Here is a 22,860-nt window from a genome sequence, read left to right as displayed (position 1 = left end):
GACCCGCGGATCATCCCTCGAAACGAGCCAGAATGCTGTGGGCGCACCGAATGACGGTGCCGCGGTCGTAGGACAGCACGTAGTGGAACTCGCGGTCGAGATCGGCTGCGTCGGTGTGCATGTCGAGCGCAGCCAGCACACACGCGAAGTGCGGTCCGAGGACGACGACGTTCCATTCGTCGACCATCGGATCGTCCGGGTCCAACGGCGCATGGTGTACTGCGGAGTCGACGTAGGGGTCGATTCCGACGCCGTAGATGCCGGTGTAGGCGACCTGTTCGGCGAGCTGCGCCCATCGTGCCCGTGAGGTCGGCGTGAAGTGCTCGGCGCGCTGGAAAGTGCCGAGGACGATCGTCTCCGGTCCGGCTCCCACCGCATTGGTCTCGAGCAGCTTGCTCATCGACACCAGCAGCCGCTTGAAACTGCGTGTGCGCCTGCGCCCTTCGGATGCCAAGGCGAAGGGGGTGAGCGCAGGATCGTCCGCGATAGCCGGACGGGGAAGCAACGACATGGGATCGACGACCGAATTCGATTGCGCGGCATCTCGGCGTGTCCCATGCACCGGATACAGCTTCCCCATACCGTATTCGGCGGCCAATCCGAGAGCGCGGCGGCGATGCAGCTCCGAATCGACGCCCTGCGCGATCACGACCGCATTGCTGGACTCGATGTAGGCCGCGACGGCGTGCGCGATCCTCGCCGTCGAGGCATCGGCGGCGCGGTCGATCAACGCGGGCGACGTGATGATCACATCCGGTTCGACGAGCGGCAGCAGCGCCAGCGCCTGGGCTCGCGCCCCCACACCGTCCACTGCGACGAGCATGCCCGCCGTGCGCGCTGCCGCAATGGTGCGCAGCGTTCTGGCGGGGCTCGCGATCAGCGCCTGCTCGGTGATCAGCACGACCGTCACCGGTTCCGGGCGATCATCGAGCACACCGAGTTCGTCGAGAGAATCGAGATCGACGGTGATCAGATGCGGAACCGCCGACTGGGAGTGCCTGCCGGCCCGCTGCCATTTGATCCGGTCGAGCACCGGCTTCTGGTGCATGGCCCGGGCGGTCTCACTCAACGCGGTCGCGTCGTGCAACGAGGAGCCTTCCGGTCCCCGCAGCTGCAGTTCGACGGCGGACAGGGCGCCGTTGTCGAGCCGGTGGATCGGGGCGAGCTCCGTCTCCACGACGAGGCCGCCGAACGCGGCCTCCGCGTCGGCGGCAGCGTCGGCAGGAACAGCGCTCATCGATTCAGCATCTCATTTCCGGGCACCGATCGTCCGCTCGGGCCGACGGAACAGACCCCTTCGAGCATTTCTGCAGCTCAGATCACCCGCGTTACCGAAAAGTAATCTTTCGTTATCGTTCCGTGATGGAACGGGTCGCTGCGAAGCGACCTCCGTCGGACAGTCTCTGTGCAAGCCCGACGCGAGTTCTCATCCCGACCCCGAGACGGCGATGGCCTGCTTCTCCCCAGCAGGCCGACCGCCTGCTTCGGATCCAGCCCGCACCGGACGGCACGAATCCACGCCGACAGGAGACCGCAATGAGCACACGCACGAGCACCCTGAACACCGTCGCACTGCGACGAGTCGACTCCGCTTCCGTCACCCGAGCACCGCGTTACCGCCTCGACGTCCACTCTCCGTCCCGTCGCTGCAGTGTCCTGCGCGCGAAGGGCGACCTCGACATGACCGCCCGAGCGGAGTTCGCCGCGACTCTCGGCGACCTCGCGCACTCGGGCGATCACGTCGTCGTCGACCTGTCCGAGGTGACCTTCATGTACTCCGAAGTCGCCTCGACGCTCGCCGATGCCGACCACATCCGCCCCGGCCTCTTCCACATCGTGGCACCCACACGCCAGGTGCGCATGCTGCTCGACATCCTCGCTCCCGGCCTCGACGTCACAGCCGATGCCGCACCCTGCGACGCGGGCACAGCACCCGCTGCCTGATCACAGCAAGGGACGCGTGACGGCGTCCGGCCGGCTCGCAGCCGACTGCTGTAGCAGTGCGCCCGCCACGTGCGCGCGCCGCAACACCTCGGACACGACTGCAGCATCGGATCCACCCACGACCGCGGCGACATGTGCGTGGGGACGCACCCCATAGGGTGGTGGTAAAGGCTTTTTCAAGCCCTCGGTTATCGGGTTCGGCAGCCCTTACACTCTGTCGGTGCTCAGCCCGTCCTTCCGCAAGGAACATCCTCGCGTGCGTTTCGTCCTCCATCTGGAAGACTTCGGTGACGCCCCAGCCTTGATCACCCAGCAGGAAACCGTCACCTACAGCCACCTGGCCGACCGAGTCCATCGGGCAACTGCCCGGCTGGGCAACACCCGCAGACTGGTGTTGATCGCAGGTGCCAACGAGATCGATGTACTTGTCGTCTACCTTGCAGCCCTACTCGCCGGACACCCGGTTCTGCTGGCGCCGGGCGACAACCCCGCCGCCCTGGAAGGCCTGATCGCCGCATACCGACCCGACGTGGTGGTGCGCAGTATCGACGGGACCGTGACGATCGAGGAACGGGGTGACGGTTCTGCGCATGTACTGCACCCCGACCTGGCGCTGCTACTGAGCACCTCCGGCTCGACGGGCTCCCCGAAACTCGTCCGCCTGTCCCATCGCAACGTGCAGTCCAATGCAGAGTCGATCGCGGAGTACCTCGACATCCGTAGTACCGACCGGGCAGTGACGACGCTGCCGATGCATTACTGCTACGGGCTCTCTGTCATCCACAGCCACCTACTGCGCGGAGCCGCAGTGATCCTCACGAGCCGCTCGGTGACCGACCCGGCGTTCTGGGAGCTGTTCCGAGACCACCGCGGCACCAGCTTCGCCGGCGTGCCCTACACGTTCGATCTGCTCGATCGGTTCGGATTCGACGAACTGGACCTACCCGACCTGCGCTACATCACCCAGGCCGGCGGTCGACTCTCACCGGATCGGGTCCGTGCCTATACGCAGTCGGGCCGTGAGCGGGGCTGGGATTTCTTCGTCATGTACGGGCAGACGGAGGCGACCGCACGGATGGCGTACCTGCCTCCGGAACTCGCCTCCGACTATCCGCAGTCGATCGGACGAGCTGTTCCCGGTGGATCCTTCCGGCTCGAGCCGATACCGGACGCTCCGGACGGCACCGGTGAACTGATCTACACGGGGCCGAACGTGATGCTCGGCTACGCGCACACGCCCGAGGATCTGGGTCTCGGGGACGTCCTCGAGGGTGAACTGCGGACCGGCGACCTCGCGCGGCAGATCGACGGCGGCGTGTACGAGGTGGTGGGCCGACGCAGCCGTTTCGTCAAGATCTTCGGGCTACGGATCGACCTGCAGCAGGTCGAGACGACCCTCGCCGAACAGGGACTGACGGCATGCTGTGTCGGCGGGACGGACGACATGATCGTGGCGGTCGAAGGCGCGAGCGATCTCGAGGCGATCCGGTCCGCGAGCGCACGGGCCTGCGGTCTTCCCGTCGCGGCCGTGCGGGTGTGTCTCGTCGACGAGCTTCCGCGGACCGGCACGGGCAAACCCGACCTTCGGGCAGTGGCCGAGCTCGTGCACCACGCGACGCCCGATTCACCCGAGGCAGAGAGCACCGTCGTGGACACGGCCGCCCTGCGGGCCCTGTATGCCGAGGTGCTGCACAGTGGGCAGGTCACCGACGACAGCTCGTTCGTGAGCCTGGGCGGCGACTCGCTGTCCTATGTGCAGATGTCTCTGCGGCTCGAGCGCATGCTCGGCTATCTACCCCAGAACTGGCACACCACCGCGATCAAGGATTTCGTGCCTACGCCCCGGCGACGATGGTGGCGGGCGGTCGAGACCAACGTGCTGCTCCGCGCTGTTGCGATCGTGCTGATCGTCGGTTCGCACATCCGGTTGTTCGGCGCGCTCGGCGGCGCGCATGTGCTGCTGGGGGTCGCCGGCTACAACTTCGCACGCTTTCATCTCGCCACTCCCCGTACCGAGCGGGTGCGACATGTCCTGGGCAGCGTCGCCCGGATTGCCGTACCCAGCATGGTCTGGCTCGGCGTCGTGATCGCACTGACCGGGGACTATCTCGTGACCAGTGCGTTGTTGCTCAACGGCATTCTCGGCCCCGACGGGTGGACGCCCGAATGGCGGTATTGGTTCATCGAAGCGATCGTGTACATCCTGCTCGTAGTCATCGCGGTGTTGTCCATCCCGCTCATCGACCGTGTTGAGCGCAGGCACTCGTTCTGGTTCGCGATGGCCTTGGTGGGTGTGGGTCTGCTCCCCCGCTACCGCGTGATCGAGCTCGGGGACGGCAACAATCTGATTCTGAGCGCGTCGATGGTCTTCTGGTTGTTCGCCCTGGGCTGGGCTGCCGCTACGTCGACGACCGTGTGGCACCGAATGATCGTCACGGCGGTGATCGCAGCCACGGTGCCCGGATACTTCTCGGGTGATCTCCAGCGAGAACTTCTCGTCATCGGTGGGCTGGGCCTGCTGGTGTGGCTCGAGTCCGTTCCCTGCCCACCTGTGCTGAGCCGAATCGCAGGGGTGCTGGCGAGCGCGTCGCTCTACATCTACCTGACGCACTTCCAGGTGTATCTGCCGTTGCGAGAGGACCATCCCTGGTTGGCGTTCGCCCTGTCGATTCTGGTCGGCATTCTCTTCTGGCAAGCCGTGACGGTCACCCTTGCCCTGCGTCGACGGGTCGCTGCTGCGCGGGCGAAATCCGATCCGAATCCGGCCGGTACCAGCAGTGGTTCGCCCCCGTCCCACCCTGCGGAGATGCCGGGGAGATCCCCGGTGGCGTGAACTGTCACTGCTACTGGTTCGAAGATCCCGGGACGCGTGGTGTGCACTCCTCGCCCCTGTGAACGACATCGATGAGATCACGTTGAAGCATGCGCCGACATGTCGGGCCGGTCACCACGGTGACCGGCCCGACATGTCTCGTGCTCGTCAGCGTGCCGGGCCACCGGTGATCAAGGCCCACACATCCCCGGCCTCACCGGCCGCGGCGAGCAGTTCGGCATCCCAGGATGAGACGGTGCCGAATTCGCTGCGCCACGACAGGATCCGGTTGGCATGTCGGTGCAGTTCGTGTTCCATCGTGAAACCGATTGCGCCGAGTGCCTGATGCGCGTTGCGGGCGACGATCGAGGCCGCGTGACCTGCGCACGACGCCGCAGCAGCGATCGCGAAACGCGTCGACGCGTCCCCGAATCCTCCTGCGAGAACGGCATCCACCGCCGCATCGGCGGCAGCGTGCGCGAGCGAGGCCTCGGTGGCGAGGTCGGCGACGAGTGCCTGCACGGCCTGGAACTTGCCCAGCGGGCGACCGAACTGCACACGCGCCGTAGTGTGTTCGACGACGAGCTCGAGGATCCGATCCATGGCGCCCGCGGAGGCGAGAGCCCGCGCGAGCGCACCACGGTAGCGGAACTCGTCGGCGACACCTGCCGGAACGTCCCGTCCGGAGAGCGCCGACAGATCGACACGCAGATGGTCGCGGGGCTCCGCCGCCAGATTCACGGCCTCGACGAGTTCGACGTCGCCGCGCGCGACCTCGGCGACCTGCCATCCCTGCGGCGACTCCCACAGAACGACGATGGAGTCCGCGAATCGGGCCCACGGCACGTGACGTGCCCGGCCATCGGCGTCGAGGACTGCCGCGGTACGCACACCCGGCGTGACGTCGAGCCCGACGGTCTCGAGCAACCACCCCGCGAGCAGGTCGTTCTCCGCGACCGGCACGGCAGCAGCCGCACCGCCGGTCGCTTCGAGCAGCAGAGCGGCCTCGCGCCACCCCGCGCCGCTTCCACCGCTCTCCTCCGAACCGGTCAGCCGATCGAGGCCGAGTTCGGTGAGGGTGGACCACAGGGCGCGATCGAGTTCGACGACCTCGCCGATGCGGTGGTCGTCACCCGAGGTGAACACCTCGGACAGCATCTGTGTGAAGTCGCGCAGTTCCGTCGACTGCAGTGCGTCCTGCCCGCTCATCTCATCCCCAATCCTCGTGCGATGACCCCGCGGAGGATTTCGCTCGTGCCGCCGCGCAGTGTGAAACCCGGTCGTTGCATGACGCCTGCCCGGACGAGCTCGGCCAGATGTGCGTCGGCCGCGGTGTATCCCGCGATCTCGTCGGCGAGATCGGCGAGATCACCCTCGGTCTTCGTGCCGAGCACCTTCACGACCGACGCCGCGAGCTCGGCGTTCTCGCCACGCTCGAGGGATTCGGAGACCGCGGTGGACATGCGATGCATTCCCGCGATGCGTCCGATGGTCGCTCCGATACGGGTGTCCGGTTCGACGCTGCCGTCGACGACACCGTGCACAAGGGACTCGAGCACCCCGAAGGTCGACAGGAAACGTTCGGGACCGCTGCGCTCGTAGCCGAGTTCGCTCGTCACCTGTTCCCAGCCGGCACCGATCTGCCCGAGCACCAGGTCGTCCGGGACGAAGACGTCGTCGAGCAGCACCTCGTTGAAGTGGTGGTCGCCGGACATCGACAGGATCGGGCGGATCGTCACACCCGGGGAGTCGAGCAGAACGATGAACTGGCTCAGCCCGTCGTGGCGGTGCGCCGGATCGAGCGGGGCCGAGCGGGCGAGGCCGAAGAAGGCGTCGGCGTGGTGCGCTCCCGACGTCCACAACTTGGTGCCGGAGATCCGCCACCCGCCGTCGACCCGGGTCGCCTTGGTTTTCACACTGGCGAGGTCGGATCCGGAGTCCGGCTCGGACATGCCGATGGCCCAGCAGATCTCACCCGCCGCGATGCCCGGCAGGAACCGCTGTTTCTGTTCCTCGGTGCCGTATTTCAGCAGCGACGGAGCGGCCTGGCGGTCGGCGACCCACTGAGCGGCGACCGGCGCTCCCACTGCGAGCAACTCCTCGGTGACGACGAACCGCTCCATGAAAGTTCTTCCGTGTCCGCCGTATTCGACAGGGATCGTCATGCCGACCCAGCCGCGGGCGGCCAGCGCCCGAGTGAACTCGGGGTTCCATCGCGTCAGCCAGGTATCGATACCCGGCGTGAACACTCCCGCGTCGATCTGTTCCTTCAGGAACGCCCGCACCTCGGCACGGAGTTCGGTCAGTGCCGGGTCGGGGGTGCCCGCCCTCGGCACGAGTCGTGCACTCATCGTGAATCTCCTTCTCCACCGGTGACGGTAGGACACAACAGCGCCAGCGACAGGTCCGCGTAACGTTCCGCGATCTCGTCCGGGGTGTCCGGTCCGGCAGGGTCGTACCAGTTGGCGATCGCAGAGACCATCGCCAGAATCGATCGGCGGCAATCGTCGGGATACTTCGTGGTGAAGACACCTTGTGCCACACCGCGATCGATGATGTCGCGGATTCGCTGCCGGCCGGCACGCCGGCGCTCCTCGTACAGGCGCGCACCCTCGGGTTCGAGGTTGCGCACCTCGGTGGCGATCATCCGCCCCTGCTCTGGGAACTGCGTGCGGAAGATGACGTTTCCCTTGACGAACGCGCGGATCTGCTCGACCGGATGGTCGCCGACGCGGGCGAGTTCGGCGTCGCAGACCGCGTCGTAGGTGTCGACGCCGTCGAGCAGGATCGCCAGCAGCAGATCCTGTTTGTTCTTGTAGTGGTAGTACAGCGCGGACAGGCTCACGCCTGCCTCCTGCGCGATCGTCCGGATCGACGACGAGCCGTATCCGTTGCGCACGAACTCCTTCCGGCCCGCCTCGATGAAGATGCGCTGTTTCGGCGACAGCACTCTCACGACAACGCTCCCGAATCGGCGTACTGCGCGATCAGCTCACCGAGCCGACCCTTGACCATCTTGCCCGTCGGCGTGCGCGGAAGTTCGTCGACGAACCGCACGTGCCGGGGGCACTTGAAACGCGAGAGGTGTTCTCGGCAGAACTCGATGATGTCGTCCTCGAGCTCGTCGGATCCGTCCACCTCAGGGACGAGCTGCACGAACGCTTCGACACGTTCACCGCGGTCCGCATCCGGCACACCGACCACCGCAACGTCGGCGATCGATGGGTGCAACGCGAGGACGTTCTCGATTTCCTGCGGATAGATGTTCACCCCACCAGAGATGATCGTGAACTTGTCGCGCCCGGTGAGGAACAGATAGTCGTCCTCGTCGAGATATCCGATGTCGCCGGTGGTGAACCAGTTCCCCTCGAAGGGATGCCGGGTGGACGCCGTCTTCTCCGGATCCTTGTGGTACTCGAACGAGAAGTCGTCCCGCTCGAAGTAGACGGTTCCGGTCTGCCCGGCAGGCAACCGACTTCCCCGCTCGTCGCAGATCCGCGCAAGGCCGAGAGTGCCCGGGCCGCCGGTCTTCCCGACCGTGCCGGGCTTGTCGAGCCACTCCTGCGGCGTGACGAGGGTGTTACCGATCGCCTCGGTCGCCGAGTAGTACTCGTAGACGATCTCGCCCCACCACCGCATGAGTTCCTGCTTGACTTCGACCGGGCACGGCGCGGCCGAATGCAGCGCACACCGCATCGACGACAGGTCGTAGCGCTCCCGGACCTCGCGCGGCAGTTTCAGCAGGCGCACGAAATGCGTGGGCACCCATTGGCTGTGGGTCACGCGGTAGCGCTCGATGCACTCGAGGCTGCGCTCGGGATCGAACCGGTCCATGAGCACGACCGTGCCGCCGAGCGCCTGCGTCGACACGCCGTACCGCAAGGGCGCGGCGTGGTAGATCGGCGCCGGAGACAGGTACACGGTGTTCTCGTCGAAACCGAACCGGCGCACTTGTTTCAGGAGAGGAGGACCGGGCTCGTCACCGACCTGAGCCCCGGAGAGAGCCGGCTTGATGCCCTTGGGGCGGCCGGTCGTGCCCGAGGAGTACAGCATGTCGCTGCCGCGAGGCTCGTCCGCCATCGGAGTGATCGGAAGACCCGCCACCTCCTCCTCGTACACCATGTGTCCGGGCACGACTCCCCCGAATGCGACGCGGTGCGCCACCTTCGGGGTGAGCGGCACGATCGCCTCGGCGAGGTCGGCGAGGGGTGACGAGACCACGAGCACCTTCGCGTCGCAGTCGTCGACGATGTACGCGGCCTCGACCGGAGCGAGGTGCGTGTTGACGAAGGTGACGTACACCCCCGACCTCACTGCACCCCAGTACAGTTCGAACGCCGTGGCGTCGTTGACGGTGACGACCGCGATGTGGTCGCCCTTCCCGACGTCGTGTGCGCGCAACCAGTGCGCGAACCGGACGGACGCGTCCTCGAGTTCCCGATAGGTGAGCGTCCGACCGGTCGCGGCCTCGTGCACCGCGGGCCGGTCCGGGGCGACAGCGGCGTGACGGCCCGGGTACATGCCTACAGCCCCAGATCCTTGGAGATGATCGTCTTCATGACTTCGCTGGTGCCACCGTAGATCCGGGTCACGCGGGTGTCGGCGTACAACCGGGCGATGGGGTACTCGGTGATGTAGCCGTAGCCGCCGTGCAGCTGCAGGCACTTGTCGATGACACGGCCGGAGACCTCGGTGCAGAACAGCTTCGCGCGGGCCGCATCCGCGACCGTCAGTTCCTTGCGGTCGAGCAGCTCGAGGCAGTGGTCGACGTAGACACGCGCGGCCTGCGTCTCGGCCGAGCACTCGGCGAGCACGAACTTCGTGTTCTGGAACGACGCGACCGGCTTGCCGAACACCTTGCGCTCCTTGGTGTATGCGATCGCGTGCGCGATGGCGGCCTCGGCGAAGCCGACCTGGTTCAGGGCGATGCTCAGACGCTCCTGGGGCAGGTTGTGGGTGAGGTACCCGAAGCCCGCGCCCTCCTCGCCGAGGAGGTTCTCGACCGGCACCTTCACATCGGTGTACGACAGTTCGGCGGTGTCCTGCTGGTGCAGGCCGATCTTGTCGAGCTTGCGGCCCACCGCGAAACCCTCGCTGTCGGTGGGCACCGCGATGATCGACAGTCCGCCGCGGCGGTTCTCGGGATCGAACGGACTGGTGCGGCACACCGTCAGGATGAGGTCGGCGGTGACGCCGCCGGTGATGAACGTCTTCGCACCGTTGATGATGTAGTGCTTGCCGTCCTCGGACAGCTTCGCCGAGGTGGCGATGTTCGCCAGGTCGGATCCGGTGCCCGGTTCGGTCATCGCGATCGCCGTCATGATCGAGCCGTCGGCAAAGCCGGGCAGCCAGCGCTGCTTCTGCTCCTCGGTGGCGTATTCGAGCAGGTACGGGAGGATCAGGCAGGCGTGCACCGTGTAGGAACCGAAGGAGACTCCTGCGCGGGCAACCTCTTCGAAGACGATCGTGTTGAACTTGAAGCTGGACTCGCCGCCTCCGCCGAACTCCTCGGGGACCTGGATCCCCAGGATGCCGAGTTCGCCCAGCCGACGGAAGAATTCGCGGGGCGGGCGACCCATCTCGTCCCATTCCTCGCGATGCGGCGCGACCTCACGTTCGATGAAGTCGCGCACCATCTTCCGGAACTGCTCGTGTTCTTCGGTGAAGATCGTCCGCTGCATGGCTTGTCCTCTGGAGTCGGGGGGATGGGGAGGTCAGTTGCCGGTGAAGTCGCCGGTGCGTCGTTCGAGGAACGCCGAGAGGGCTTCGCGGTGGTCCTCGCTGTGGTGCGAGAGGGCCTGGAGGGAGGCCGAGAGTTCGAGCAGCGTGTCGAGATCGACGCGCTGGCCCTCGCGCAACAGCTTCTTCGTCATGCGCAGTGCGTTCGGGGGGTTGACGGCGACACGCGCGGCGAGCGCGTTCGCGGCGTCGAGGAGCTGCTCAGGGTCGACGACCTGCGAGACCATGCCCCAGTCGAGTGCCGTCGCGGCATCGACACGATCACCGGTGAAGGCCATCTCGGCGGCGCGCGCCGCACCGATCGCGCGCGGCAGCAGCCAGGCGCCCCCGTCGCCGGGGATGATGCCGAGCTTGACGAAGCTCTCCGCGAAGAACGCCTTCGTCGAGGCGATCCGCATGTCGCACATCATCGCGAGGTCGCAACCGGCACCCACCGCGGGTCCGTTGACGGCGGCGATGATCGGGACCTCGCAGTGATAGATGGCGCGAGGCAGACGCTGGATGCCGCGGCGGTAACCCTCACGCAGCGCGTGGGGTGCACCGCCGAACATGCCGCGACGCTCGTCCATGTCCTTGACGTTGCCGCCGGCCGAGAAGGCCGATCCGGCGCCGGTAAGGATGACGACGCGGGTGTCGATGTCGCGGTTGGCCTCCTCGACGAGCTCGACCAAGCGGTCGACGACGTCGTCGCCGGAGATCGGGTTGCGCGCCTCCGGAAGATTGATCGTCCAGGTCACGACGTTGCCGTCGCGCGTGCTCAGTACGACGTCCTGCGAAGTTGCCATTGCGGTCGCGGTCCTTCCGGTAGCCAGTGTGGCTCGCACCATAATTAGGTCGAACGATCGTTCAAATTACGGGGTGCGCCGGATCCTGTAAAGGCCGCAGGGGGTCCTGACTCAGTCGGGCAGGCTCACGTTCGATTCGGCGATTCTTATGGCGACTTCCTCCGGGAAGATGTTCCGGAAGACGAACGGGTCGCGACCGAGCACCCAACCGGGTGCCAGAGCGGTCGCATACCGCTCGAAGTATCCGAGCTGCTTCCCGAACAACACGAGTTCCTCCGGAGTGGACGTATTCCACTTGCGTCCGAGCGAGACGAGCGCGCCGATCAGCTCACTGAGCCGCAACTCCCCCACGTCCTGACCGAGCAGCGGACCGAAGATCTCGGCGACCTGCCGTCCGACCGCCACGTCGTCGACGTCGAGGTCGGCGGCGACCCCGAGAGCCCGCACACTCTGCGCGACCGCCGTGAAGTCCCCGTCGAGCAGCGCGGCGCGGAACAACGCCCGCAGCAGAGAGCGCCACTTCTCGGGCAGTTCGCCGACGATGCCGAAGTCGAGCAGCGCCACGCGCCCGTCGTCGAGCAGCCAGAGATTGCCCGCGTGCACGTCGCCGTGGAACGGGCCGTGACACAGCACCGCCTCCATCCACACCTTCACGCCGCGGCGCACCAGCAGGGAGGTGTCGAGATCGTCCTGACCCGGCACCACCCGGTCGACCGGCTTGCCCTGCAGTCGCTCCATGCAGATCACCCGCGGCCCGCACCACTGCCAGTACACCTCGGGCACCGTGACGAAGGTGTTGTCACCGAAGGCGGAGATGTTGCGGCGGAAGCGATCCTGACGATCCGCTTCGACCGCCGCGTTGAGCTCGGTCATCGTCGCGTTGTAGAGATCGCGGATGATTCCCGGCGTGTTCGCGATGCGGAAGAACTCGAAGATCTGCAGCAACTTCGCGCCCATGTAGGCGGCCCGCAGATCGACGAGCATGCGGTGCGCGATCCCCGGTCGCTGCACCTTCACCACGGCCCGGCGGCCGTCGCGCAGCACGCACCCGTGCACCTGGGCGACCGACGCGGCGGCGAGCGGCACGTCGTCGAACGACTCGAACATCTCGTCGATGCGATGTCCGAGATCCTCCTCGATCACCGCGCGGGCCTGCGCGGAAGGGAAGGTGGGAACGTCGTCGAGCATGCGCAGGCACGCATCGGCGAGGGCGGCGGGGAACAATCCGGGCGACGACGCGATGAGCTGGCCCAGCTTCACGAAGGTCGGTCCGAGATGTTCGAAGGCATCGACGGTGCCGTGCGCGGCCGCTTCGACGACGCTGTGCTGCCGGGGCCGGACGGTCCACCACAGCACCGCCCACACCACGAAGGCGATCAGAACGGCGGCAACGACCACGGCCCGCCCGAGCTCGGCCGGCCCGAATCGGTCGAGCGCGGGTCGTTCGACGTCCAGGGCACCGGGTGGGAGGCCGTTCGCGTACGGGCCGACCGGTGCGGTGCAGTCGGGTCCGCTGCGGTTCTGTCCGTCGGATACGCCCTCGCGCAGCGTGTACTCGTGCACGATCTGTCCCCACTCCGTCCACCACGCGCTCACCTCGGCGCGACTTCGTGCACGGTACCTGCATCCGGCGCCTCGATCGAGACCCGGCAATTATCGCTGTCGTCTGTCGGTACCCCCGACTACTCTCTGACGGGTAGCGGATTCGGGTCCGACCAGCCGGGGGTATCGCGCTCATGACCGAACAACTGCTCGAAGAATCAGCCGGCTCGACATCGACGTCGACCGATTTCATGGAGCTCGCCGAGCCGTTCCGCCGAGAACTGCTCGCACACTGTTACCGCATGAGCGGGTCGCTGCACGATGCGGAAGACCTGGTCCAGGAGACCTACCTGCGCGCCTGGCGCGGCTACGAGAACTTCGGCGGCCGCTCCTCATTGCGCACGTGGCTGCACCGCATCGCCACCAATGTGTGCCTGACGGCGCTCGAGAGTCGCAGTCGCCGGCCGTTGCCCACCGGGCTCGGCGCGCCGAGTTCCGATCCCACCGAGGACCTGGTCACCCGTCCCGAGGTGCCCTGGCTCGAACCGTTACCCGTCGGGTACACCGCCGACGATCCGTCGGATCCCGCCACCATCGCCGCCTCCCGCGATTCCGTGCGTCTCGCGTTCGTCGCCGCCCTGCAGCATCTGTCCGCCCGCCAGCGGGCGGTCCTGCTGCTCCGCGAAGTCCTGCAATGGCGCGCCACCGAGGTCGCGGCCGCGCTCGACACGTCGACGGCCGCGGTCAACAGCCTCCTGCAGCGGGCGCGGGCACAGCTGAAGGACGCCCATGTCCGCGACGACGAGCTCGCCGAACCCGACAGCGCCGAGACCAAGGCGTTGCTGCAGCGCTGGGTCGACGGTTTCGAGAAGTACGACATCGACTCGCTCGTCGAGATGCTCACTCAGGACGCCGTCTGGGAGATGCCGCCGTTCGAGGGCTGGTACCAGGGCCCCGACGCGATCGTCACCCTCATCAAGAAGAACTGCCCCGCAAAGGGCCCCGGCGACCAGGTGCTGCTGCCCACCGTGGCGAACGGCCAACCGGCATTCGGGCTGTACATGCGGGGGGAGGACGGCCGCCACCACCCTTTCCAACTGCAAGTGCTCGACATCGTCGGCGGTAGAGTCACGCACGCCACCGTCTTCTTCTCCGACGACACCGCCGCGTTGTTCGCGCGATTCGGGCTGCCGGAGGACCCGGCAGCCCGCTGAACCGCACGGTCAGGCTTCGGCGGCGGCGCTCTCCTCGGCGTCCTCCGGTGCCCACGCCTGCGCCGCGGCCGACATGTCCATCCACATGACCTCCCAGACGTGACCGTCCAGGTCGAGGAAGGCCCGCTGGTGGGCGAAGTCCCCCATCTCCTCCTGTGCCTTCTGACCGCCGGACGTCGCCCACTCGCTACCACCCGCGGCAACGGCACCGTCCACGAGCGCATCGACGGCCTCGCGACTGTCGGCCGACACGCACAGCAGCGCCTCGCGGGCCTTCGTGGTGTCGCAGATGTCGTCGTTGATGAAGTCGCGGAAACGTGGCTTCTCGAGCAACATCACGTAGGTCTGCTCGTTGATCTCCAGGCACGCGGTGTTCTCGTCGCAGAACATGTCGTTGAAGATGAATCCGAGTTTGTCGAAGAATTCGCGGGAGGCGGCGACGTTCTCGACGGCGAGGTTGACGAACAGCATGCGCGACATGGTTTCTCCTGTGTTCGATCGTCCCCGTGCGGGACGCGGTGTGGATGTCACGGATACAGACCGAATACTCGGCGAGAACTCATCACCCACCCCGAAATCTCCTGGTACGACGTCTTCGTCACTGCTTCCCGAGCACCCATACCGGTCCCGTGATCAGCCAGATCACCGTGATCACGCCCAGGGTGGGGAAGATTCCGTACAGTGCCGAGGCCTGGTCGGTGTTCGCGACCGTCGATCCGAGCCCGAGAACGGTGCCCCGCTGATTCCGGCCGCGATCAGCCACCGCCCGAAGTCCGCACATTCCTTGCGGAAGGCAGGTGAAGCCGCCGACGGGGCCGTCGCAGTGTCCCGGGCCCGTGCGCTCGACCCGGATGTCGTCCTCATGGACATCCGTATGCCGCATGTCGACGGGATCGCTGCGACCCGCACCATCACTCGGGAGACGAGAGCCCGGGTGCTGGTGCTGACAAGCTTCGAGATCGACGAGTACGTCTTCGAGAGCCTGCGTGCCGGAGCAGCCGGATATCTCCTCGAGACCGCGTCGGCGGACGCCATGCTCGACGCGATCCGGGCGGTGCACGCGGGCGAGTCCGCACTCTCTCCGCAGATCACCCGAACGGTGATCGACGCATTCGTCTCCAACTCTCCTCGGCAGGAAGACCTTCCGGACGGACCGGATGTCGATGCCCTCACCGCTCGTGAGCAGGAGGGCTTCGCATGCCTCGGGGAGGGCCTGTCCAATCGCCAGATCGCAACCCGTCTCGTCATCGGCGAGAACACGGCGAAGACCCACGTCGCCCGGGTGCTCCACAAACTGGGTGTGCAATCGCGGATCCAGGCGGCCATCCTCGCCCGGGACATGTCCGGTCGCCGGCCCTAGGATCAGGGATGCACGAGGACTCGACAACCGACTCCGAAAGCGCGGGAAAGCAATGACCGGCAATTTCGATCACGACGACCTGCTGCTCAGCGACGCCGAACGCATGCACGCGTTGAACACGCTCGGCGAGCACTACGCCGCGGGCCGCCTCGACAGTGCCGAGTTCTACGAACGGTCCGGGGAGATATCTTCGGCGCGAACGTTTTCGGCGTTGTCCCCCTCCTTCCGAGGGTTGCCCGGCGGGGTGCCCCTCGAGCAGATCGACGGCCACATCCGGATGATCCCCGACGTCTCGGCCCCGGCGGTTCACCCCGCCGCATCTCCTGCAGCGCCGCAGTCGGCGGAGGACGAACTGGCGTCGCTCCGCGAACGCGGGAGCATGGTCGAGACACTGGACTGGATCATCATCGGCATCACCCTGGTGACCTTCCTCGTCCTGCAGATCGCCCTCGACTGGAGCTACGCGTGGATCGTGTGGCCGTCGCTGATCGTCACGCTCAGCGTTCCGCGTCTGATCCTGAAGTACAGCGACGACGACGAGAAGGTCTACGAGGAGCTGAAGAAATCGGAGGCCGCGGAACGGAAGAAGCGGCTCGAGGAGGCGTCGAAGCGGATCCGGGAACTGGAGGGTCGTCGCGGTCCGGAGACGCCGCAGAGCTGAGCCCACCGCCCCTGCGCCCGGGCGAACCACTCCCCGCCCGCGCTCCGCTGCGCCGTCCCTGATAGAAGCAAGGGATGGCTATCGAGACCGCACACTTCTCCGTCGACCGTCCGGGTCGTTTCATGGGCGTCGACATCGAGGTCGCCGACGACGCGTCGGTCTCGGTCACCCAACCTGTCGGGCCGCACCTGTTCGACCACCGCGGGCAGACGACCCTCGCCTCCGTCGGCGTCTTCACCGACTTCGCTGCGGGCGCACCCGCCGGCCTCGCCCGGTTCGCCGAGACCGGCGACCGGCCGCAAACCGTGTTGTCGCACCTGACGGCGACGCTCGCGCACCCCTTCCCCTCTTCGGGCACTCTCGTCGGCCGCGGCAGCAGCCTGTACTACGACGACTCGACCGCGGTGTCGCGCACCGACGTGCGCGACGAGCAGGGTGCTCTCGTCGCGCATCTGGTCGGGCGATCCGTCGTCGTCGGGCGCACACCGATGGAACTCGGGCCGGACGCGGCGGAGACCGTGCCGGAACGCGGCGAGCCGGAAGCGTGGTCCGACGCGGCCGTTCTGGCCGAGCTGCCCGGCGTCGACATCGTCACGGGCATCTCCACCGGTTCCCTTCCGCGCGGTCCCCTCGCCGGACTGCTCGGACTCGAGGTGACGGCTGCCGAGCGCGGCGTCGTGCAGGCCCGAGTGTCGCCGCTCGAGTGGATGGCCAACGTGATCGGTTCGGTGCAGGGCGGTGTGCTCGTGTCGATGGCGGAAGCCGTCACCGGCCTGGCGGCGCAGACCCTGACGGGTATCGGTCAGGACTATCGCGTGCTGGAGATCGGACTCGACTACCTCCGCTCGCCCGCTGCCCCCGGTCCCGTCATCGAACTGCGGTCCGAAGCGGTGCGGGCCGGACGGCGACTCGCGTCCTTCGAGACGACGCTGTGCGGCGCCGACGGCACCGTCTACGTGCGCGCACACGCCAACATCCAGCTGCTCGCCCGCGCATAGCGGGTCAACGTAGGTGTGGACCTCTGATCACGCTGCTCGGCGCGCGGCGGTGACGGCCGCCGCGCCGAGCCTCGGGAACCGGCCGTCGGAGATCGTGGTGAAGGTGTTGCCCATGCGGTTGGTGACGAAAGCGACCGACAGCCCGGTGTCCGGGTCGGCGAACGCTCCCGAGCCGCCGAATCCGAAGTGGCCGACCGAGCGCAGCGGCTGCTCGCGCAGCGCGACCCATCCGGGGTGGTAACCCAGCCGCCAGTTGGGCCGGATGCCGAGCACGTAGTCTCGCCGCCGCGTCTGCACTTCGAGCAACTGCTGGACGGTGTCCTCTTTCAGCAGGCGGACACCGTCGATTGCTCCCTCGTTCGCGATCGCCGCGTACATGCGAGCGAGAGCCCGGGCGGTGAACACACCGTTCCATCCCGGCATGACGGCGTCGTGCGCCGACGGACTGCGCATCAGCTCGTCGAACCCCTCTGCCATGCCCGCCTCGGCCAACCCTCGGACTCCCGGTGCGTGCGACAGCACTGCCGCTGATGTCGTCCACGGCGCCGGCAGGAAGTTGACCTTCGGGAACACCCGGGCGATGCGGTGTCGCTGGTCCTCGGGCACGTAGTACCAGAACTCGTCCATGCCGAGCGGCTCGGCGATCTCGGTGCGCACCAGTTCCTGGAAGGGCACCCCCGACACGCGCGACGCGACCTCGGCGACGAGGTTTCCGTAGGTGACGGCGTGATAGCCCGGCCCGTGGAATCGGCGGGGATCGGGCGGTGCGGCGGCCAGCGCGGCGGCCACCGACTCGGAGTCGAGCAGGCCCTCGCGGCCGGGCACGAGACCACGCGCCCTGTGCAGTCCGGCACGGTGCGACATGAGTTGCCGCAGCGTGATCGTCTCCTTGCCGGCCGCGGCGAACTCCGGCCAGTACTCGGCCACGGCGGCGTCGTAGTCGAGCAACCCGCGTTCGGCGAGGCGGTGCACCACCGTGCTGGCCACCCCCTTGCCGGTGGAGAACGACAGCACGACGGTGTCGCGCGTCCACCGCTTGTCGCGCGCAGCCCAGCCCGCCCAGATGTCGAGCACGGGTTCGCCGTGTAGGTAGCACGCGAGAGCGCCACCACCCTGGCTCGGCTTGTAGAACATGCGGAAGAACAGATCCGCGACGGGCATGAAGCGGGGATCCACCAACATCTGTGTCGACGGGGTCGCCGCGGGCGGCTCCGCCGTGGAACCTTCGGTCATGTGCCCGATGCTAGGAGCCTGCGTCCGGCCGCGTGCGTGTTCTCCCACTTCCACAGATATCTGCACGTCGGTGTCTGCACGCCGGGCGAATCGAGTGTAAGGATGTGAGGCATGACCCTCGCGCAGAACTCGGAGATCCGCTCCGGCATCGACCTCGGACACGTCGACGAGCGGGTCCGCCCTCAGGACGACCTGTTCGAACACGTCAACGGCCGGTGGCTGGCCGAACACGAGATTCCTGCCGATCGCGCACTCGACGGCGCGTTCCGCACCCTCGCCGACAAGGCCGAGGTCGACGTCCGGACCATCATCGAGGAGGCCGCGGCGTCCGGCGCCGAACCGGGCACCGACGCCCAGAAGATCGGCGACCTGTACACCTCGTTCATGGACACCGCGGCGATCGAGGCCGCCGGTCTCGACCCGATCCGTGCCGAACTCCGAGCCGTATCCGACGCTGCCGACCGTGCTGCGTTCGCGGCGGTGCTCGGACGCCTGCAGCGCGCCGGCGTGACGGGCGCGCTCGCGCACTACGTCGACACCGATTCGAAGAATTCCGAGCGGTATCTCGTGCACGTCTCGCAGGGCGGGCTCGGCCTGCCCGACGAGTCGTACTACCGCGAGGACCGCTACGCCGAGATCCGTGAGCAGTACACCGCACACATCGGCCGGATGTTCGCGCTCGCCGACCTCCCCTACGACGCGGCGAAGGTGGTCGCGCTCGAGACGAAGCTGGCCGCAGGCCACTGGGACGTGGTCAAGCGTCGCGACGCCGACCTGAGCTACAACCTGCTCACCCTCGACTCGCTGCTCACCGAACTCCCGCAGTTCGACTGGGCGGGGTGGATCACCGCGACCGGCGCGACCACCGAACAGTGGGCCGAGATCGTGGTGCGCCAGCCGAGCTTCCTCGAGACGTTCGCCGCGCTGTGGGCCGACGAGGACCTCGACGACTGGAAGGCGTGGGCCGTGTGGCGGGTTCTGCGCGCGCGGGCCCCGTATCTGTCCGATGCCTTCGTCGGGGAGAACTTCGCCTTCTACGGCCGCACGCTCACCGGTACGCAGGAGATCCGCGACCGCTGGAAGCGCGGTGTGTCGCTCGTGCAGGACCTGCTCGGTGAGGCGGTCGGCAAGCTCTACGTCGAACGGCACTTCCCCGCCGAGGCGAAGACGCGGATGCAGGTGCTCGTCGACAATCTCACCGAGGCGTACCGGCAGTCCATCACCGACCTCGAATGGATGAGTCCGGCCACGCGTGAGGCCGCCCTGCGCAAGCTCGAGAAGTTCACACCCAAGGTGGGTTATCCCGACACCTGGCGCGACTACTCCGCCGTCACGATCGCACCCGACGACGTGGTGGGCAACTACCGCAGCGGGTACGCCGCCGAGTACGACCGCGATCTCGGCAAGCTCGGTGGTCCGGTGGATCGCGGCGAGTGGTTCATGACGCCCCAGACCGTCAACGCCTACTACAACCCGGGGATGAACGAGATCGTCTTCCCCGCAACGATTCTCCAGCCTCCGTTCTTCGACCTGCATGCCGACGACGCCGCGAATTACGGCGGCATCGGCGCGGTCATCGGACACGAGATCGGTCACGGCTTCGACGATCAGGGTGCGAAGTACGACGGCGACGGCAACCTGGAGAACTGGTGGACCGATTCGGACCGCGAGGAATTCGGCAAGCGCACCGCGGCACTCATCGCGCAGTACGACGGGTTCGAGCCGAAAGCCCTTCCCGGACAGCGCGTCAACGGCAGTTTCACGATCGGCGAGAACATCGGAGATCTGGGTGGTCTGTCGATCGCGTTGAAGGCCTACGAGATCGCGCTCGGCGGTAGGCCTGCGCCGGTCATCGACGGCCTGACCGGATTGCAGCGCGTGTTCTTCGGGTGGGCTCAGGTGTGGCGCACGAAGGTTCGCGACGAGGAGGCGTCACGTCGGCTCGCGGTCGATCCGCATTCGCCGCCGGAGTTCCGCTGCAACGGCGTGATCCGCAACATCGACGCGTTCTACGACGCGTTCGACGTCCACGAAGGCGACGGACTGTATCTCGACCCCTCGGAGCGCGTGCGCATCTGGTAGCTCCACGAACGACACTGCCCCGACGCGGAATACGTCGGGGCAGTGCTCGTTTCAGGCTTCGTTCACAGGCCGTCGTGCACCGGATCAGCCCAGGTGAGAGCTGGGCACGGGAACGCCGCGCGCGTGGAACCACGGGATCGGATCGATCTTGGCGCCACCCGGCTGCCACACCTCGTAGTGCAGGTGCGGGCCGGTGGACTGGCCGCGGTTGCCCATCGTGGCGATCTGCTGGCCGGCGCGGACGTGCTGGCCGACCGACACGAGGGACTGGTCGATGTGGCCGTACACGCCGGTCGTGCCGTCGTCCTGGGCGATGCGCACCCACAGGCCGAAGCCCGAGGCCGGACCGGACTCGATCACGACACCGTCGGTGACCGAGACGATGGGGGTGCCGATCGCGTTGGCGACGTCGATGCCGTTGTGGTTGGTGCCCCAGCGCGGGCCGTAGCCCGAGGTGAGAGTGCCGGCGGCCGGGAATGCGAGGGCAGGACGACGAGCGGCTTCTTCGCGAGCTGCCTGTTCGGCGGCTTCGCGGGCGATCCGCTCGGCGTCGGCCCGCTGTGCCGCTTCCTGGGCAGCGATCGCCTCGGCGACGCGCTGCGCTTCCCGCTCGGCGGCGCGGTTCAGCTTTTCGGTGTAGTGCGACGCATCGACATCGGCAACCTTCAGCACCTGGGGTGCCGTGGACAGGTTCTCGCCGGCACCGGTCCATGCCGCACCGGACTCGGCGCGGATCTGGTCGCCCGCGGCGTTCGCGACCGTCGTGCCACCGACCGTCACTGCGCTCGCAAGGACCGCGACGGCCATCCACCTGCCGGTACGTGCTGCACGGCGACGGATGTCGGTGGTTGCTCGGATGGGAGTGGATTCAGGATTTCGGCTCACAACAGTTCCTCTGGGACAGGCCCTCGGTAACGATAGGGTCACGATTCCATCACAGAGTACTTCGATGTTTGACGATGCCAGCGTGTCGAGTTGACAGAAAACCGACCGGTACCGGACAAAAACTGCCCGTTTCGCCCCACTCGAGTCACAGGGACAACATCGCTCTCACCTGTTCGGGGTGGAACCGCGGCAAACAGTGAGCGACGTCATGTCACAGGCTGCCCGTAGGTCACCCCGATATGGGGTATGCGAGGTGGTTATCGCACCGCGAAACGCAAGCCGAAATTGTCGAATGTAGCGGGCAACGGACGCGCCGGATCGGGCTTCACGTCCGACACCACGGTGAAGTCCGCGGAGCGGAGCAGACAGGCGAGGAAGGTGCTCGCCGTGAAGAGGACGATGCTGCGTCCGGGGCACACCGTCGGGCCGGCACTGAACGGCACGAGCGCCGGATAGCGTTCGGCTCGACCGTCCAGCCAGATCTCGGGTTCGAAGGTGTCGGCGAACGGTAGGTCGTCGGCGCGATGGAAGGCCGAGGAGAGGATCACGAAACCCGTCCCCGAAGGGATGGTCGTGGTACCTCCTGCGCCGTCGCTCCACGTGGTCTCCTCCACGGAGTCCCGGAGGATCACGGGAGTGGTCGGCCACAGCCGGGTCGTATCCAGCACGCAGGCCCGCAGGTACTCGTAGACCTGCGGTGTCCCGGCTTCGGTTCCCGTCAGTTCGGACTCGACGCGCAGGCGCTGCTCGGAGTGGGTGGACAGTACGGCGAGGGTGCGGGCGCCGACCATGCCCGCGGCATCGAACGCGAACAGCCAGTGCGGCATCTGCCCGATCGGGTCCACGGACGCCGGTGCTGCGAGATCTCGGACCACCCCTGCCAGGCTTTCGGAGGGAGCCGCAGTGACGTGGCGGTGCAGGTTCTGGGTGAATCGATCGCGCAGGCGGTGCCGAAGGGGATGCGCGAACGACCAGTTCCCGTTCGAGCGCAGCGTCCACAGCTGGTCGGTGATGCCCTCGTCGTCACGAGCGGCGTCGCCGAACGCGAGTCGCCGGACCAGCCGCCACCAGGCCCGCACGAAATCCGGGGCGTCGAGTTCACCGCGCGACCTCGCCTGATCGAGCAGCCCCTGCGCTTCCTGCTCGATCACGGGGACCCACTCGCTCGCGAGGCGGTGCAGGGCGTGTTCCGGTTCGAGCACCGACTCGTTGAAGGCACGCCGCTGGGCGCGGATGTCACCTCGGGAGATGAGCACACCGTTGGGCTGGAACGGGCTGAGCGCAGCCATCTTCTCCTTGTTGGCCGCGGTGAACGACGCCGTGTCGGTGCGCAGGATCCGATCCACATCGTCCGACGTCAGGACGAGCGCGAGCGTGCGTCCGGGGATCGGCACGACGAGCGGCCCGTCACCGTGCCGCTTACGCAGATCCGCGACCAAGCGGACCACGCGAGCGTCCGATTGGTTCTTCTCGAGCAACTTCATGGCCCAACGTCGCCGAGCGATCGGTCCCACCGCGACGAACGGCACGGCCACCTGTCCCAGGAGCCGAACGGCGTCGGTGGGCGAAACGGTCGCGGTCGTTGCAGGCACAGGTGCTCCCGGC

The 22,860-nt window shown here is 67.1% G+C and carries 20 protein-coding genes; 7 read left to right on the top strand and 13 right to left on the bottom strand.

Features of this window, described 5'->3' with window-relative positions:
* Positions 1-10: 10 nt before the first annotated feature.
* Positions 11-1,237, bottom strand: coding sequence for an EAL domain-containing protein (locus GON09_RS21175; RefSeq protein ID WP_213933572.1), 1,227 nt, complete (start codon positions 1,235-1,237; stop codon positions 11-13).
* Positions 1,238-1,536: 299 nt separating this feature from the next.
* Between GON09_RS21175 and GON09_RS21170 the strand changes: the two genes are divergently transcribed.
* Positions 1,537-1,944, top strand: coding sequence for an STAS domain-containing protein (locus GON09_RS21170; RefSeq protein ID WP_213933571.1), 408 nt, complete (start codon positions 1,537-1,539; stop codon positions 1,942-1,944).
* 220 nt (positions 1,945-2,164) lie between these two features.
* A complete protein-coding gene (locus GON09_RS21165; RefSeq protein WP_374195355.1) occupies positions 2,165-4,777 on the top strand; it encodes an AMP-binding protein in 2,613 nt (870 codons plus the stop codon).
* Between the two features lie 147 nt (positions 4,778-4,924).
* Here the strand turns inward: GON09_RS21165 and GON09_RS21160 are convergent, their stop codons facing one another.
* The 7 genes from GON09_RS21160 to GON09_RS21130 form a co-directional block, all read right to left on the bottom strand.
* A complete protein-coding gene (locus GON09_RS21160; RefSeq protein ID WP_213933570.1) occupies positions 4,925-5,965 on the bottom strand; it encodes an acyl-CoA dehydrogenase family protein in 1,041 nt (346 codons plus the stop codon).
* Positions 5,962-7,107, bottom strand: coding sequence for an acyl-CoA dehydrogenase family protein (locus GON09_RS21155; RefSeq protein ID WP_213933569.1), 1,146 nt, complete (start codon positions 7,105-7,107; stop codon positions 5,962-5,964). The genes GON09_RS21160 and GON09_RS21155 overlap by 4 nt, the downstream gene beginning before the upstream one ends.
* A complete protein-coding gene (locus tag GON09_RS21150) occupies positions 7,104-7,712 on the bottom strand; it encodes a TetR/AcrR family transcriptional regulator (protein WP_307854435.1) in 609 nt (202 codons plus the stop codon). The genes GON09_RS21155 and GON09_RS21150 overlap by 4 nt, the downstream gene beginning before the upstream one ends.
* Positions 7,709-9,277 carry an acyl-CoA synthetase gene (locus GON09_RS21145; RefSeq protein WP_213933567.1) on the bottom strand — a complete coding sequence of 523 codons (1,569 nt, stop codon included), beginning with the start codon at positions 9,275-9,277 and terminating at the stop codon, positions 7,709-7,711. Before GON09_RS21145 ends, GON09_RS21150 begins: the two co-directional genes overlap by 4 nt.
* A 2-nt stretch (positions 9,278-9,279) precedes the next feature.
* Positions 9,280-10,437 (bottom strand): acyl-CoA dehydrogenase family protein, encoded by a 1,158-nt coding sequence (locus tag GON09_RS21140; RefSeq protein WP_059384086.1) that lies wholly within the window; start codon positions 10,435-10,437, stop codon positions 9,280-9,282.
* A gap of 33 nt (positions 10,438-10,470) precedes the next feature.
* The gene (locus tag GON09_RS21135) at positions 10,471-11,280 is read right to left on the bottom strand and encodes a crotonase/enoyl-CoA hydratase family protein (RefSeq protein WP_213933566.1); all 810 of its coding nucleotides are present in this window, start codon (positions 11,278-11,280) and stop codon (positions 10,471-10,473) included.
* Positions 11,281-11,391: 111 nt separating this feature from the next.
* Complete coding sequence (locus GON09_RS21130) at positions 11,392-12,828, bottom strand: ABC1 kinase family protein (protein ID WP_213934556.1); 1,437 nt, start codon at positions 12,826-12,828, stop codon at positions 11,392-11,394.
* Positions 12,829-13,016: 188 nt separating this feature from the next.
* On the opposite strand from GON09_RS21130, the gene GON09_RS21125 reads away from it, so the two are divergent.
* Positions 13,017-14,036 (top strand): sigma-70 family RNA polymerase sigma factor, encoded by a 1,020-nt coding sequence (locus GON09_RS21125; RefSeq protein ID WP_213933565.1) that lies wholly within the window; start codon positions 13,017-13,019, stop codon positions 14,034-14,036.
* A 9-nt stretch (positions 14,037-14,045) separates the two neighbouring features.
* Here GON09_RS21125 and GON09_RS21120 read toward each other — a convergent pair whose 3' ends face one another.
* Positions 14,046-14,516 (bottom strand): VOC family protein, encoded by a 471-nt coding sequence (locus GON09_RS21120; RefSeq protein ID WP_213933564.1) that lies wholly within the window; start codon positions 14,514-14,516, stop codon positions 14,046-14,048.
* A 118-nt stretch (positions 14,517-14,634) separates the two neighbouring features.
* A complete protein-coding gene (locus tag GON09_RS21115) occupies positions 14,635-14,799 on the bottom strand; it encodes a hypothetical protein (RefSeq protein ID WP_374195354.1) in 165 nt (54 codons plus the stop codon).
* Positions 14,800-14,820: 21 nt separating this feature from the next.
* On the opposite strand from GON09_RS21115, the gene GON09_RS21110 reads away from it, so the two are divergent.
* The 3 genes from GON09_RS21110 to GON09_RS21100 all read left to right on the top strand — a co-directional run bounded on the left by GON09_RS21110 (position 14,821) and on the right by GON09_RS21100 (position 17,055).
* Positions 14,821-15,396 carry a response regulator gene (locus GON09_RS21110; protein ID WP_213933563.1) on the top strand — a complete coding sequence of 192 codons (576 nt, stop codon included), beginning with the start codon at positions 14,821-14,823 and terminating at the stop codon, positions 15,394-15,396.
* 52 nt (positions 15,397-15,448) lie between these two features.
* A complete protein-coding gene (locus GON09_RS21105; RefSeq protein ID WP_213933562.1) occupies positions 15,449-16,057 on the top strand; it encodes a DUF1707 SHOCT-like domain-containing protein in 609 nt (202 codons plus the stop codon).
* Between the two features lie 74 nt (positions 16,058-16,131).
* Positions 16,132-17,055 carry a PaaI family thioesterase gene (locus GON09_RS21100; protein ID WP_213933561.1) on the top strand — a complete coding sequence of 308 codons (924 nt, stop codon included), beginning with the start codon at positions 16,132-16,134 and terminating at the stop codon, positions 17,053-17,055.
* Between the two features lie 27 nt (positions 17,056-17,082).
* On the opposite strand, the gene GON09_RS21095 is transcribed toward GON09_RS21100, so the two are convergent.
* Positions 17,083-18,288 carry a serine hydrolase domain-containing protein gene (locus GON09_RS21095; protein ID WP_213933559.1) on the bottom strand — a complete coding sequence of 402 codons (1,206 nt, stop codon included), beginning with the start codon at positions 18,286-18,288 and terminating at the stop codon, positions 17,083-17,085.
* Positions 18,289-18,399: 111 nt separating this feature from the next.
* On the opposite strand from GON09_RS21095, the gene GON09_RS21090 reads away from it, so the two are divergent.
* Positions 18,400-20,370, top strand: coding sequence for a M13 family metallopeptidase (locus GON09_RS21090; protein WP_213933558.1), 1,971 nt, complete (start codon positions 18,400-18,402; stop codon positions 20,368-20,370).
* Between the two features lie 84 nt (positions 20,371-20,454).
* On the opposite strand, the gene GON09_RS21085 is transcribed toward GON09_RS21090, so the two are convergent.
* Positions 20,455-21,177, bottom strand: a complete 723-nt coding sequence (locus GON09_RS21085) for a M23 family metallopeptidase (RefSeq protein ID WP_213934555.1) — start codon at positions 21,175-21,177, stop codon at positions 20,455-20,457.
* 335 nt (positions 21,178-21,512) lie between these two features.
* Entirely contained in the window at positions 21,513-22,847 is a 1,335-nt protein-coding gene (locus GON09_RS21080; protein WP_213933557.1) for a cytochrome P450, read from the bottom strand.
* Between the last annotated feature and the right edge of the window lie 13 nt (positions 22,848-22,860).

It is taken from the genome of Rhodococcus sp. B50, assembly GCF_013602415.1.
Lineage (GTDB): Bacteria > Actinomycetota > Actinomycetes > Mycobacteriales > Mycobacteriaceae > Rhodococcus.
This window is presented reverse-complemented; position numbering and strand designations above follow the sequence as displayed.